This is a genomic window from Brachybacterium sp. YJGR34 (genome assembly GCF_003347015.1).
GTDB lineage: Bacteria > Actinomycetota > Actinomycetes > Actinomycetales > Dermabacteraceae > Brachybacterium.
Genome location: NZ_PNFB01000006.1, coordinates 1 through 12,362, shown reverse-complemented (window position 1 = coordinate 12,362; position 12,362 = coordinate 1). Strand labels below are relative to the sequence as shown.

Below are 12,362 nucleotides of genomic sequence, written 5' to 3'. Positions count from 1 at the left end.
ATGCGATCCCGTGTCGGGGCGGCGTGCCAGAGTGGACCCATGACCGAGAGCTTCGAGCCCCGCGGCGGGCAGGACGGGGCGGCGCCGCGCCCGGCGCTCGCCCCCACCGCCGCGCAGACCACGCCGGAGAACCCGTGGCCGCTCCGGCAGCTGTCGGTGAAGGTCGGGGAGTACATCGCCCGCATGTCGCCGCTCTGGGTCGAGGGGCAGATCGTGCAGTTCAACCACCGGCCCGGCTCCGGGATGAGCTTCATGACCCTGCGGGACGTGGACGTGGACATGTCCTTCTCCGTGCCGGTGCGCGAGAAGGTGCTGCGGGGCCTGACCACCGAGCCGGTCCCCGGGGCGCGCGTGGTGGTCCACGCCAAGCCGACGTTCTGGTCCAAGCGCGGGAGCCTCCAGATGGAGGCGGACGACATCCGCCCCGTGGGCCTCGGCGAGCTGCTGGCCCGGCTCGAGCAGCTCAAGCGGGTGCTGACCGCCGAGGGGCTCTTCGAGGCGTCCAGGAAGCAGCCGCTGCCCTTCCTGCCCCGCAATGTGGGGCTGATCTGCGGGCGAGAGTCCGCGGCGGAGCGAGACGTGGTCGTCAACGCCCGGCGGCGCTGGCCCGCGGTGCGCTTCGAGATCCGCGAGGTCGCGGTGCAGGGCACCCGGGCCGTCGGCGAGGTCTCCGCGGCGCTGCGCGAGCTGGACGAGCTCGACGAGGTCGACGTCATCATCGTCTCCCGCGGCGGCGGCTCCCTCGAGGACCTGCTGCCGTTCTCCGACGAGCAGCTCACCCGCCTGGTCGCCGGCGCCCGCACCCCGATCGTCTCCGCGATCGGCCACGAGGTGGACACCCCGCTCATCGATCTCGCGGCGGACGTGCGCGCCTCCACCCCGACCGATGCCGCCAAGCGCGTCGTGCCCGACATCCAGGCGGAGGTCGAGCAGCTGGATCTGGGCCGCACCCGGCTGCGCGCCGCGATCCGTGCCCGGCTCGAGCGGGAGCAGTCCGCGCTGGACGCGATGCGCTCCCGCCCGGTGCTCGAGAACCCCGCCACGATCCTCGCCGGCCGGGCCGACGAGATCCGCTCCCACCTCGCCCTGGCCCGCACGCTGATCTCCTCGCGCCTCGACCGCGCCATGGACGACACCACCCATCTGGGGCAGCGGGTGCGCGCTCTCAGCCCGCTGGCCACTCTGGAGAGGGGCTACGCGGTGGTCCAGAGCCCCGACGGCGCCGTGATCCGCTCCCCGGAGGAGACCGCCGTGGACCACGATCTCTCCGTGCGCGTCGCGGGCGGACGCTTCGGCGTCCGGCGCATCGAGCACGACCCGTACACCCCTGCCCCGCCGTCCCCGCCACCACCCACCGAGGAGCCCCGATGACCGCGAGCACCAGCCCCGAGGACGATCTCACCGCCGCCGAGGGCGATCCCACCGACACCGCACAGCCGGCTGTCACCCCCGCCGAGTCGGAGCAGCCGCTGCCCGCGGACATCGCCGCCCTCTCCTACGAGGCCGCCCGTGACCAGCTGGTCGAGGTGGTGAGACGGCTCGAGTCCGGCCAGGGCGGGCTCGAGGACTCGATCGCGCTGTGGGAGCGCGGCGAGATGCTCGCCCGCCGCTGCCAGCAGTGGCTCGACGGCGCGCGGGAGCGCCTGGACGATGCCGTGGCGGCGCGCCGCGCCGGGGACGCTCCCGAGCGCTGAGCGTCCCGTCGGCGAGCGCCGTGGCGGCTGGCGTGTCCGGCGGGCCGCTTCAGTCGAGCGCGGTCACCGTCGCCGCGGCGAGCTCCTCGAGCTCGACCGGATCGGCGGCGCCGGCGGCCACGAAGCCCCAGCCCTCCCCCTCGCAGGCGATCGCGAGCTGCTCGTCGCCGGAGCCCGCCCCCCGCAGCTGCTGGCAGGGGGCGCCCTCGATGCTCAGCTCCTCCTCGACGGCACCGCCGGGCAGGGCCTGGGAGAGCATCGGGGCGCTGAGCGCGGACTCCTCGGTGAGGGTGACGTGATCGCCCTGGGCGGTGGTGTACTCCACGGTCCAGCGCGGGGACCCGCCGTCGGTGTAGCGCGCCGAGCGCTCCGTCCAGCCCTCGGCCGTCTGCGGCACGGCCACCGGGAACGGGGCGAGCTCCTGGGCCCGCTCGGCGCTCGCGGCGACGTCCACCGCGGAGTTCTCCAGCGGCTCGCGCTCCAGATCGCTGCCCACGCCGAAGAAGGCGATGCCGACGACCACCACCACCGCCAGGGTCAGCACCAGCGCCCACAGCATGTTGCGCAGGACCGTGTTCTGCTTCGACGGCAGCTGGTACGCGGACTTCGGCCGTGGCGCCGACTCGGGGGCGTCACGATTCTCGGAGGGGGCATCGTGCATGTCCCCCATTGTCCCTGCCGCACGGGGGATCCGATTCCCAGGCTGGCTCCCGCCGAGCGCCCCCGTCGGCCCCGCATTCGCTCCCGTGCCCGAAACCTGCGATGATCGAGCGGTGACCGCGAGATTCCTCATCGTCGGAGAAGCCCTCACAGACATCGTCGTCGACGCCGACGGTGCCCAGCGTGAGCATCCCGGCGGCTCCCCCATGAACGTGGCCGTCGCGCTCAGCCGCCTCGGCCATTCCGCCCATCTGCTCGCCCGCGTGGGCGACGACGCGCGCGGCGACGCCATCCGTGCGCATCTCGCCGAGTCCGGGGTGGCGCTGACCCCCGGCAGCACGGTCGCGGCGCCGACGTCGACGGCGCAGGCGATCCTCGATGCCAACGGCGCCGCCACCTACACCTTCGACCTCGTGTGGGACCCGAATCCCTCCGGCCTCCCCGACCAGGTCGAGGCCGTGCACACCTCCTCGATCGCCGCCGTGCTGGAGCCCGGCGCGACGACCGTGCAGGACGTGCTCCGTCGCCAGCGCGACCGCGCGACGATCAGCTACGACCCCAACGCCCGCCCCACTCTCATGGGCTCCGCGGATGCGGTGCGCGAGCGCATCGAGGCGAACATCGCCCTCAGCGACGTGGTCAAGGCCTCCGACGAGGACGTCGCCTGGCTGTACGGCACCGAGGACGTCGAGGACGTGGTCGCCTCCTGGCGGGAGCGGGGCCCCTCGCTGACGGTCCTGACCCGCGGCGCCGAGGGCGCGGTGGGCTTCGCCGGCTCGGGCCGCGTGCAGGTCTCCCCCGTGAGCGTCGAGACCGTGGACACCGTCGGGGCCGGGGACACCTTCTCCGCCGGCATCCTCGATGCGCTCGCCGCGAAGGGCCTGCTGGGCGCCGAGAACCGGGAGGCGCTGGCCGCCGCGCCCTCGGACGACATCGCCTTCGTCCTGCGCCGCGCCGCCCGCCTCGCCGCGATCACCGTCTCCCGCGCCGGGGCCAACCCGCCGTGGAGCCACGAACTCGCCTGACCCGGCTCGGCCGGCCCGTCGCGCCGGCACCCGTCGACACCTCACACACCACCTCGAGGGAGGCCCCTGAATGAACCAGCCCACGCCCGACGCATCGCAGGATGCCTACCGCATCGAGCACGACACCATGGGCGAGGTCCGCGTCCCGGCCTCGGCCCTGTACCGCGCCCAGACCCAGCGCGCGGTGGAAAACTTCCCGATCTCCGGGCAGGGCCTCGAGCCGATGCACGTCCACGCCCTCGCGCAGGTCAAGAAGGCCGCCGCCCGCGCCAACCAGGAACTGGGGGTGCTGGACACGCGCATCGCGGAGGCGATCGTGGCCGCGGCCGACGCGGTCATCGCCGGCGAGCACGACGACCAGTTCCCCGTGGACACCTACCAGACCGGGTCCGGAACCAGCTCGAACATGAACATGAACGAGGTGCTGGCCACCCTCGCCACCCGCTCGGGCACCGACGTCCACCCCAACGACCACGTCAACTGCTCCCAGTCCTCGAACGACGTCTTCCCCACCTCCGTGCACGTGGCGGTCACCCAGGGAGTCATCTCGCAGCTGCTCCCGGCGCTCGCCCACCTCGCCGAGGCGCTCGAGCAGAAGGCGGAGGCCTGGAAGGACGTCGTGAAGTCCGGGCGCACCCACCTCATGGACGCCACCCCGGTGACCCTGGGCCAGGAGTTCGGGGGCTACGCGGCCTCGATCCGCTACGGCATCGAGCGCGTCGAGGCGGCCCTGCCCCGCACCGCCGAGGTCCCCCAGGGCGGCACGGCCGTGGGCACCGGCATCAACACCCCGCTCGGCTTCCCGCAGAAGGTCATCGCGAATCTCGTCGAGCAGACCGGCCTGCCGCTGACCGAGGCCCGCAACCATTTCGAAGCGCAGTCCGCCCGCGACGGCCTGGTCGAGATGTCCGGGGCGCTGCGCACGATCGCGGTGTCCGTCACCAAGATCTGCAACGACCTGCGCTGGATGGGCTCCGGCCCGAACACCGGCCTGGGCGAGATCGTGATCCCCGACCTGCAGCCGGGCTCCTCGATCATGCCGGGCAAGGTCAACCCCGTCATCCCCGAGGCCGTGCTCATGGTCTGCGCGAAAGTGGTGGGCAACGACGCCGCGATCGCCTGGGGCGGCGCCCAGGGCGCCTTCGAGCTGAACGTCCAGATCCCGCTCATGGGCACCAGCCTGCTGGAGTCGATCCGTCTGCTCGCCAATGCGTCCACGGTGCTGGCGGACAAGACCGTGGACGGCCTGGTCGCCAACGAGGAGAAGGCCCGCTTCTACGCCGAGGCCAGCCCCTCGATCGTCACCCCGCTGAACAAGCTGATCGGCTACGAGTCCGCGGCGAAGATCGCCAAGCACGCGGTGGCCGAGCGGATCTCGGTGCGCGAGGCCGTGATCGCCCTGGGCTTCGTGGAGCGCGGCGAGCTCACCGAGGCGCAGCTCGACGAAGCGCTGGACGTGCTCTCGATGACCGCGCCGAAGGCCTGACCCGGGCGCCGCGATAGCAGCCCGGGCGGCGCCGGCGCGGCCGGCAGAAGAGCCAAAATATGCACAGGAGGGTCTCTCAGGAGGCCCTCCTGTACATATTCTGGCTCCGCATCGCGTGGCGCACCGGTTCGGGGGATCACTCGGTCCTGCTCACGCCTCTGCCCGGCTCTCGACAGGACGGCGGTGATCGCCGCGATCCAGCACCGCACGGAGGAGCGTCCGGGTCACCGTCCAGGTCAGGAAGACCTGTTCCCAGGTCAGGCGGGTCACTGTGTAGCCCCGCGATCGCAGGAGCAGATCGCGGTCCCGGTCCGCGGCGTAGCTCTCCGGATCGTCGTGGAAGGCCCGGCTGTCGCACTCGATCACCCAGCTCCGCCCCACCAGGAGATCCACGCGACGGGCCGCGCCGTGCGCGTCGAGGAAGGGCACCTGAGCTCGCACCGGGATCCGCCGCTCCTCCAGCCACCATCGCACCGCGGTCTCGGTGCCCGACTCCGCATCGGCACGGATCCGTGACAAGGGCCGGCGCAGGCGCGAGGGCAGGCCATCGACCAGGTCCCGCGCCGCGGTCAGGCTGAGCCTCCCCCGGTGAACCGCCGATTCCAGCAGGATCGCCGTCTTGACCGTCGGCAGGCAGCGCGCGGCGTGCTTCAGCACGAGGTCGAGCGGCGGGACCGGATCGTCGTCCGGCCAGGCGTCGAGGACAGGCCGGTGGAGCACCAGCGGTTCGTGGGGTCCCCGTCGGACCAGCTCTTCGCCCTGACGACGGAGAGCGGGGATCCGGACCGTATCGAGCACTGCGGCGCGACGATCCGCGCGGGGTCGGAAGACATGCACCCCGCTGTGGATCGGCGTCCAGAGCCCATGGAAGGCAGCGCCGTCGATGCAGGTGGGGCGCACGCCGAGCTCGAGCAGATCGACAAGCGCGGCGGGAGCCTCCGGGGTGACGTACCACGGTTGGACGCTGCGCAGCGCGCCGCTGCGGCACCACCGCGCAACCTCCGCTGGCGCGATGCCCTCCGCGCTGATCTGTCGACGGTGCCGGACCCCGATGACCTCCATGCCGTCATCCCATCGCGCGCACCTGGTCCGGGCCAGTGCCGCCGTTGGTCTGTGGATGGAGCCTCCTCCCCAAGAGCGGGCAGGAACGGCGATGAGAAGAGCCAGAATGCGCACAGGTCGGCCCGATGACGGGCTTTCCTGCACGCATTCTGGCTCTATTTCGGGGATCGACCCCAGCGCCGCCGCCCCTGCCCCGGCGCCGCGCCGGCAGCCGGCCCGCGGCACCTGCCCCACGTGGGCAGCCAGCGACTGGCCCCGAGCCCCGGCCCCACCTCAGGGCATCGGCTCGTCCAGCACGTGGGTGACCAGCTCGGCCACCTTGGAGCGCTCGGAGCGCTGCAGCGTGATGTGGGCGAACAGCTCCTTCTCCTTGAGCGCCTCGACCACGGAAGCGATGCCGTCGTAGCGGCCGATGCGCAGGTTGTCGCGCTGGGCGATGTCATGGGTGAGGACCACGCGGGAGTTCTGCCCGATCCGCGAGAGCATCGTCAGCAGCACGTTGCGCTCGAGCGACTGGGCCTCGTCGACGATCACGAAGGCGTCGTGCAGGGAGCGGCCGCGGATGTGGGTCAGCGGGAGCACCTCGAGCATGCCGCGCGAGAGCACCTCGTCGATGACGTTCTGGGAGACCATCGAGCCCAGGGTGTCGAACACCGCCTGCCCCCAGGGCCCCATCTTCTCGCTCTGGTCGCCGGGCAGGTAGCCGAGCTCCTGGCCGCCCACCGCGAACAGCGGCCGGAACACCATGATCTTGCGCTGGGTGCGCCGCTCGAGCACCGCCTCGAGGCCGGCGCACAGGGCCAGGGCGCTCTTGCCGGTGCCGGCGCGGCCGCCGAGCGAGACGATGCCGATGGACTCGTCCTGCAGCAGGTCGATCGCCACCCGCTGCTCCGCGGAGCGCCCGGCGATCCCGAAGACGGTCTGGTCTCCCGGGACCAGCGTGACCTTCTTGCCCCGCGCGACCCGGCCCAGCGCCGATCCCCGCGGGCTGGTCAGCGTCAGCCCGGTGTGGACGGGCTGATGGGCGACCTCGGGGACCTCGACGGTCTGGCCGGCGTAGAGGTCGGTCATGGACTGCTCGTCGATGCCGGCGGTGACCATGCCGGTGTAGCCGCGGTCGCGGGCGAGCTCGGCGCGGTACTCCTCGGCGTGGATGCCGGAGGCCGAGGCCTTGATGCGCATCGGCAGGTCCTTGGAGACCAGCACGACGTTCTTGCCGTCGAGCTGGAGGTTCTTGGCGACGGCGAGGATGCGGGTGTCGTTGTCCCCCAGCCGGAAGCCGTCGGGCAGCGCGGCGGCGCTCATGTGGTTCAGCTCGACCTGGACGTGTCCGCCGTCCTTGCCGATCGGCAGCGGGACCGAGAGGTTGCCGTGCCGCTCCCGCAGGTCGTCGAGGATGCGCAGCGCCTGGCGGGCGAAGTAACCCAGGTCCGGGTGGTGACGCTTGGCCTCGAGCTCGGTCACCACGACGATCGGCAGCACGATGTCGTGCTCGGCGAAGCGGTGCAGGGAGAGCGGATCGGACAGCAGCACCGAGGTGTCCAGCACATAGGTGATCAGCCCGGTCTCCAGGTCGGGGAGCAGCTCCTGGCCACCGGGCCGCAGCGACGGCACCACGGGCGCTCCGTCGGGATTGGCGGCCCCGATCACCTCCGAGCCGAAGCTCGTCCCCAGCGATGCCGTGCCGGCGTCGGCAGGCATCGTCTCGCGGGCCGTCGTGGTCTCATCCATGGGAGCCTCCCGAAATCGCGCGGATGCCTGGACCCTAGCGCCGCCGGCACCCGTGATCGGGCGCGTCCCGCGGGCTGCGGGTCCGACGTTCACCCGATCGTCACCCGGAGTTCTGCCGACCTCCCGGTGCCCCCAGTGTGCCACCGCTCACACCGCGGACCGCGGCAGGTCCGGCGCGCGCCGCGCCCGGCGTGCCGTCGCCGGATCTCGCCGCTCAGGCGCCGTAGCGGCGTTCGCGCCGGCAGAAGTCGCGCAGCGCCCGCAGCAGATCCACGCGTCGGAACCCCGGCCAGTAGGTCTCGCAGAACCAGTACTCGGAGTGCACGGACTGCCACAGCAGGAAGCCGGAGAGCCGCTGCTCCCCGGAGGTGCGGATGATGAGATCCGGATCCGGCTGCCCGCGCGTGTACAGGTGCTCCGCGATCGAGTCGACGCTGATGGCGGAGGCGATCCGGGCCGGCTCCATGCCCTGTGCGCCGAGATCCCGCACCAGCTCCCGCACGGCATCCACGATCTCCTCGCGGCCGCCGTAGCCCACGGCGACGTTGACCGTGAGCCTCGCCTCGGGCGCGGCCGTCTCCTGGATGCGGGCGATCCCGGCCCGCACCTCCTCCGGCAGCATCTCCGCGTTGCCCGTGAGGCGCACCCGGCAACCGGCCTCGACGATCTGCTCGACGGTCGAGGCGATGATGCGATAGAGGACGACGAGCTCCTCGGGCGGGCGCCGCAGATTGTCGGTGGACAGCATCCACACGGTGACCAGCGGGATCTCGAGGTCCTCGCACCAGGAGAGGAACTCGATGATCCGGGCGGCGCCGGCGCGGTGGCCGTGCTCGGTGCTCTCTCCCGCCGCCTTCGCCCAGCGTCGGTTGCCGTCGACGATCACGCCCAGATGCTGGGGAAGGTCGAAGGTCTCGAGCTCCTTGGTGAGCCGGCGCTCGTAGACGCGGTAGAGGAGGCCGTCGTCCCTCATCGCAGCCTCCGTTCCCTGATCGGCGCCGATGGTCCGGCGCGCGGACGTCGTGGTGTCCCCCCGGCGCGGCGGGCGCGGTGCGCCGCACCGTCCCATTATCGACGACGCCGGCCCCGTGACCGGACCGTTCCGCGGAATCCACACCGGATGGGCACAGCCGACGACCCAGTAACTTACGGACACGTAGGTTACGGTGCCTCCATGACTTCCGGCCCCCGCCCCGAGGGTTCCCCGCGCCCTCCGAGCATCCGCCCCCGCCCTGCCGCCGGCGCCGCCCCCTCCGCCGGGGAGGACGGCATGGCCGATGCGGACCTGCCCACCGCCCAGACGCACCCCTTCGCGCCGCGCACGCTGACTCGCGCGATGGCGCACCGCGCCACTCAGCTGGGGCTGCAGCTGCCCAAACCGCGGCTGCGCGGCATCCTGCACCTGATCGCCTTCCCCACCACGCTGGTCGCCGGCCTGCTGCTGGTCGCCGTCGGCGAGACGCTCGCGATCCGTCTGGCCTGCGCGGTCTTCGTGCTCACCGCGTCACTGCTGTTCGGGGTGAGCGCGGTCTACCACCGCGGCACCTGGTCACCGCAGCACGCCCTCATGCTGCGCCGCTTCGACCACGCGAACATCTTCCTCATCATCGCCGGCACGTACACCCCGATCGCCGTGGCCCTGCTGCCCGAGCGGCAGGCGCTGACCCTGCTCGGCATCGCCTGGGGCGGGGCGCTGGTGGGAGTGTGCTTCCGCCTGTTCTGGACCGGTGCGCCGCGCTGGATCTACGTCCCGGCCTACATCGCGCTGGGCTGGGTGGCGGTGTTCTACATGCCCGCCCTGCTCGCCGGCGGCGGCTGGGCCGTGGTGTGGCTGCTGTGCATCGGGGGCCTGGCCTACACCGCCGGCGCCGTCATGTACGCGCTCAAGCGGCCGAACCCGTCACCGGCCTGGTTCGGGTTCCACGAGATCTTCCACGCGGGCACCCTCATCGGCTTCGGCTGCCACTTCGCGGCGGTCGTGGTCAGCGTCCTCTGAGGGCGCCGGGCAGCTCAGGGCCGTGCGTCGGGCCCGGCGCCCGACTGGTCCTCGGGCCGCTCGTCCTCGGCGGCGGAGGACCCGCCCTCGTCCTCCGGCGCCCCTCCTCCGTCGGCGGACGGCCCGCCGTCGCCGGCGGAGGGGTCGCCGGTCCCATCGCCCTCGGGGCCGTGCTCCGCCGGGTCCTTCTGCGCGGCCTCGCGCTCGGCCCGCATGCGCTCCTCGACACGGGCACGGGCCTGGACCCGGCGCGTGCGCCGGGTCATGTCGATCACCAGCAGCACGATGGCGGCGGCGAGGACGAAGGTCGCGAAGAAGCCCGGCAGGCCCGGGGAGACCGTGACGGAGTTGAACTCCTCGCCGTCCGAGGGCGAGGGGTTCGCCAGCAGCTCGCCGACGGCCAGGACGAGGTCCGCACCGTTCACGGGCGCGCCTCGACGTGGCCGGGGCGGAGCCCGGCGAACAGATCGTCCTCGGGCAGCTTCACGCCGATCCGGGAGATGTGCAGCTCGTAGTCGTCGGTGCCCCAGGCGGCCTTCTCGGCGTCGTGGGAGATGCGGAAGAACGGACCCTCGGGATCCACCTGGGTGGCGTGCGCACGCAGCGCCTCGTCGCGGATCGCGAGGAACTCGCGGACGTCGACGCGCGTGGTGAGGAGGCGGTCGTGGCTCTCGTCGTAGTGCTGCAGCATCTGCTCGAGCTCCTCGTTCGGCGTCCCCTCCCCGCGCAGGTGGCGGCTGACCGCCGCGAAGCGCTGGCGGTGGAAGCCGTTGATGTAGTACAGCTTCGCGACCTCCCACGGCGCGCCGAGCTCGGGCGCGAAGCCCTCGTCCGCGGCGAGGTCGAAGGCCGCGACGCTGATGCGGTTGACCTGGATGTGGTCGGGGTGCGGGTAGCCGCCGTTCTCGTCGTACGTGGTCATCACGTGCGGACGCAGCCGTCGGACCGCCTCGACCAGGGGGCGGACGGCCTCCTCGACGGGGAGCGCGGCGAAGCTGCCGGCCGGCAGCGGGGGCAGCGGGTCGCCCTCGGGCAGGCCGGAGTCGACGAAGCCCAGCCATTCGTGGTCCACGCCGAGGATCTCCTGGGCGCGGGCCATCTCGCGGCGACGGACCTCGGGCAGGGCCTCGGGAGTCAGCGAGGGATCGTCGCGCAGGCGCGGGTTGAGCACGTCCCCCCGCTCCCCTCCGGTGCAGGTGATCACCGTGACCTGGGCGCCCTCGCGGGCGTAACGGGCGGTGGATCCGGCACCCTTGGAGGACTCGTCGTCCGGGTGCGCGTGGACGGCCACCATCCGCAGGGCTTCATCGGGTGCAGGCAGCTGGACGGTCACGGGACTCCTCGCAGACGACGGGACGGAAGTGCGGCTCCGGGGCCGGCGCGCACGGCGCGCCGCGGCGTCCGACGGAGACTGGCACCAGCGCCTGATCCTACGCCACCGCCCCCGAACGGCGCCGGGGAGGCGGCGGGCACCGCGGCCCACGTGACCGGTTCCTCGCCCGGCATGTCCTGACGTCCGGCGAGCATTCGGGAGGGGTCTGGGACACTGGTCGTCATGGACGATGCCACCGACCGCCGTGCGGACCGCTACGGGGGACCCCTGATCGGCCGACGGACCGCGCGGGTCCTGCTGGCGGTGGCCGCGGTGGTGTTCGTGGCGGTCGTCGCCTATGTCGGCGTCAGCGCGGCGAACAACCCCGTGCGGTCGGACGTGGTCGCCTACGACCATCTCGAGGACGACCTCATCGCGGTGGACTACGTCGTGACCATGGACCCCGGCACCGAGGCCGAGTGCCGGATCCAGGCGCTGAACGCCGGTCGGGCGCAGGTCGGATTCGTCGAGACCACGATTCCCCCGCAGAGCGAGCGTCGCAGCGCCCATCGGGTCGAGATCTCCACCCAGGGCGAGGCGGTCTCCGCGGAGATCATCGACTGCTCCCCGGTCTGATCGCTCCGACGACACCGGGGCGCACGCGACGCACCTCACAGGAAGTCCGGGGTGCGCGGTGTAAACTCTCGCGGAACCGGTGAAGCACCGGTTCATCATCACCCGCACACGGGGCGCATGAGGACATGTGCCCCGTGATTCGCGTTATGGGGCCGTTCTCCGGAACCCGGCGCGAGATACCGAAGACGACAGGAGTGAACCCATGAGCAGCCAGCCGAATGGCGCCTGGCTCACCCAGGACGCGTACGACCGCCTGGTCAAGGAGCTCAAGGAGCTCGAAGGCCCGGGCCGCACCGAGATCGCGGAGCGCATCGCCGCCGCTCGCGACGAAGGTGACCTCAAGGAGAACGGCGGATATCACGCCGCCCGCGAGGAGCAGGGGAAGATGGAGTCCCGCATCGCGGATCTCAATCGCCTGCTGAAGAACGCCGTGGTCGGGGAATCCCCGAAGGACGACGGCGTGGTCGAGCCCGGCATGGTCGTGGGCATCTCCCTGGCGGGCAAGCAGCGCACCTTCCTGCTCGGCAACCGCGAGATCTCCGACGGGGACGACGAGCTCGAGGTGTTCTCCACCGAGTCACCGCTGGGCAGCGCGATCCACGGCTCGAAGGTCGGTGACACCGTGGACTACACGGCGCCCAACGGGAAGTCCTTCCCGGTCGAGATCCTCGAGGCCACGCCGTACCGCGCGTGAGGCCCGCGGGTCCGTGACACCCACGGATCCCCGCCCCGCGCACACGAGAGGGCCCCGCCGCCGGCA

Annotated in this window: 13 protein-coding genes; 7 read left to right on the top strand and 6 right to left on the bottom strand. The window is 72.2% G+C overall.

Going from position 1 to position 12,362, the window contains the following annotated elements; translation table 11 throughout:
* The first annotated feature begins 39 nt into the window (after window positions 1-39).
* Both xseA and CXH06_RS07375 read left to right on the top strand, forming a co-directional pair.
* Window positions 40-1,371: an exodeoxyribonuclease VII large subunit gene (gene xseA, locus CXH06_RS07380; RefSeq protein ID WP_114854532.1), complete on the top strand. Its 1,332-nt coding sequence runs from the start codon at window positions 40-42 to the stop codon at window positions 1,369-1,371.
* Complete coding sequence (locus tag CXH06_RS07375; RefSeq protein WP_114854531.1) at window positions 1,368-1,694, top strand: exodeoxyribonuclease VII small subunit; 327 nt, start codon at window positions 1,368-1,370, stop codon at window positions 1,692-1,694. The genes xseA and CXH06_RS07375 overlap by 4 nt, the downstream gene beginning before the upstream one ends.
* 49 nt (window positions 1,695-1,743) lie before the next feature.
* Here CXH06_RS07375 and CXH06_RS07370 read toward each other — a convergent pair whose 3' ends face one another.
* Entirely contained in the window at window positions 1,744-2,355 is a 612-nt protein-coding gene (locus CXH06_RS07370) for a DUF4245 family protein (RefSeq protein ID WP_232820254.1), read from the bottom strand.
* Window positions 2,356-2,467: 112 nt separating this feature from the next.
* Between CXH06_RS07370 and CXH06_RS07365 the strand changes: the two genes are divergently transcribed.
* Entirely contained in the window at window positions 2,468-3,379 is a 912-nt protein-coding gene (locus CXH06_RS07365) for a carbohydrate kinase (RefSeq protein WP_114854529.1), read from the top strand.
* A gap of 70 nt (window positions 3,380-3,449) precedes the next feature.
* The gene (locus CXH06_RS07360; RefSeq protein WP_114854528.1) at window positions 3,450-4,865 is read left to right on the top strand and encodes an aspartate ammonia-lyase; all 1,416 of its coding nucleotides are present in this window, start codon (window positions 3,450-3,452) and stop codon (window positions 4,863-4,865) included.
* Between the two features lie 150 nt (window positions 4,866-5,015).
* On the opposite strand, the gene CXH06_RS07355 is transcribed toward CXH06_RS07360, so the two are convergent.
* The 3 genes from CXH06_RS07355 to CXH06_RS07345 form a co-directional block, all read right to left on the bottom strand.
* Window positions 5,016-5,927, bottom strand: coding sequence for a hypothetical protein (locus tag CXH06_RS07355; protein ID WP_114854527.1), 912 nt, complete (start codon window positions 5,925-5,927; stop codon window positions 5,016-5,018).
* Window positions 5,928-6,200: 273 nt separating this feature from the next.
* Window positions 6,201-7,658, bottom strand: coding sequence for a PhoH family protein (locus CXH06_RS07350; protein ID WP_157975646.1), 1,458 nt, complete (start codon window positions 7,656-7,658; stop codon window positions 6,201-6,203).
* Window positions 7,659-7,872: 214 nt separating this feature from the next.
* Window positions 7,873-8,631, bottom strand: a complete 759-nt coding sequence (locus CXH06_RS07345) for an isoprenyl transferase (protein WP_114854526.1) — start codon at window positions 8,629-8,631, stop codon at window positions 7,873-7,875.
* Window positions 8,632-8,832: 201 nt separating this feature from the next.
* Between CXH06_RS07345 and CXH06_RS07340 the strand changes: the two genes are divergently transcribed.
* Window positions 8,833-9,654 carry a hemolysin III family protein gene (locus tag CXH06_RS07340; RefSeq protein ID WP_114854525.1) on the top strand — a complete coding sequence of 274 codons (822 nt, stop codon included), beginning with the start codon at window positions 8,833-8,835 and terminating at the stop codon, window positions 9,652-9,654.
* A 14-nt stretch (window positions 9,655-9,668) separates the two neighbouring features.
* Here the strand turns inward: CXH06_RS07340 and CXH06_RS18320 are convergent, their stop codons facing one another.
* Together CXH06_RS18320 and mca are read right to left on the bottom strand one after the other, a co-directional pair.
* Window positions 9,669-10,079, bottom strand: coding sequence for a hypothetical protein (locus tag CXH06_RS18320; RefSeq protein ID WP_157975645.1), 411 nt, complete (start codon window positions 10,077-10,079; stop codon window positions 9,669-9,671).
* The gene (gene mca, locus CXH06_RS07330) at window positions 10,076-10,987 is read right to left on the bottom strand and encodes a mycothiol conjugate amidase Mca (protein WP_114854524.1); all 912 of its coding nucleotides are present in this window, start codon (window positions 10,985-10,987) and stop codon (window positions 10,076-10,078) included. The genes CXH06_RS18320 and mca overlap by 4 nt, the downstream gene beginning before the upstream one ends.
* A 222-nt stretch (window positions 10,988-11,209) precedes the next feature.
* Here mca and CXH06_RS07325 point away from each other — a divergent pair, with 222 nt between their 5' ends.
* Both CXH06_RS07325 and greA read left to right on the top strand, forming a co-directional pair.
* A complete protein-coding gene (locus CXH06_RS07325; protein WP_114854523.1) occupies window positions 11,210-11,602 on the top strand; it encodes a DUF4307 domain-containing protein in 393 nt (130 codons plus the stop codon).
* A gap of 202 nt (window positions 11,603-11,804) precedes the next feature.
* Window positions 11,805-12,296: a transcription elongation factor GreA gene (gene greA / locus CXH06_RS07320; RefSeq protein WP_114854522.1), complete on the top strand. Its 492-nt coding sequence runs from the start codon at window positions 11,805-11,807 to the stop codon at window positions 12,294-12,296.
* Window positions 12,297-12,362 lie beyond the last annotated feature (66 nt).

Bases quoted from the DNA above. Each gene is read 5' to 3' on its own strand.
- CXH06_RS07375 (WP_114854531.1), top strand. From the start codon at position 1,368: ATGACCGCGAGCACCAGCCCCGAGGACGATCTCACCGCCGCCGAGGGC.
- CXH06_RS07370 (WP_232820254.1), bottom strand. From the start codon at position 2,355: ATGCACGATGCCCCCTCCGAGAATCGTGACGCCCCCGAGTCGGCGCCA.
- CXH06_RS07345 (WP_114854526.1), bottom strand. From the start codon at position 8,631: ATGAGGGACGACGGCCTCCTCTACCGCGTCTACGAGCGCCGGCTCACC.
- greA (WP_114854522.1), top strand. From the start codon at position 11,805: ATGAGCAGCCAGCCGAATGGCGCCTGGCTCACCCAGGACGCGTACGAC.
- CXH06_RS07355 (WP_114854527.1), bottom strand. From the start codon at position 5,927: ATGGAGGTCATCGGGGTCCGGCACCGTCGACAGATCAGCGCGGAGGGC.
- CXH06_RS07340 (WP_114854525.1), top strand. From the start codon at position 8,833: ATGACTTCCGGCCCCCGCCCCGAGGGTTCCCCGCGCCCTCCGAGCATC.
- CXH06_RS07325 (WP_114854523.1), top strand. From the start codon at position 11,210: ATGGACGATGCCACCGACCGCCGTGCGGACCGCTACGGGGGACCCCTG.
- CXH06_RS07350 (WP_157975646.1), bottom strand. From the start codon at position 7,658: ATGGATGAGACCACGACGGCCCGCGAGACGATGCCTGCCGACGCCGGC.
- CXH06_RS07360 (WP_114854528.1), top strand. From the start codon at position 3,450: ATGAACCAGCCCACGCCCGACGCATCGCAGGATGCCTACCGCATCGAG.
- xseA (WP_114854532.1), top strand. From the start codon at position 40: ATGACCGAGAGCTTCGAGCCCCGCGGCGGGCAGGACGGGGCGGCGCCG.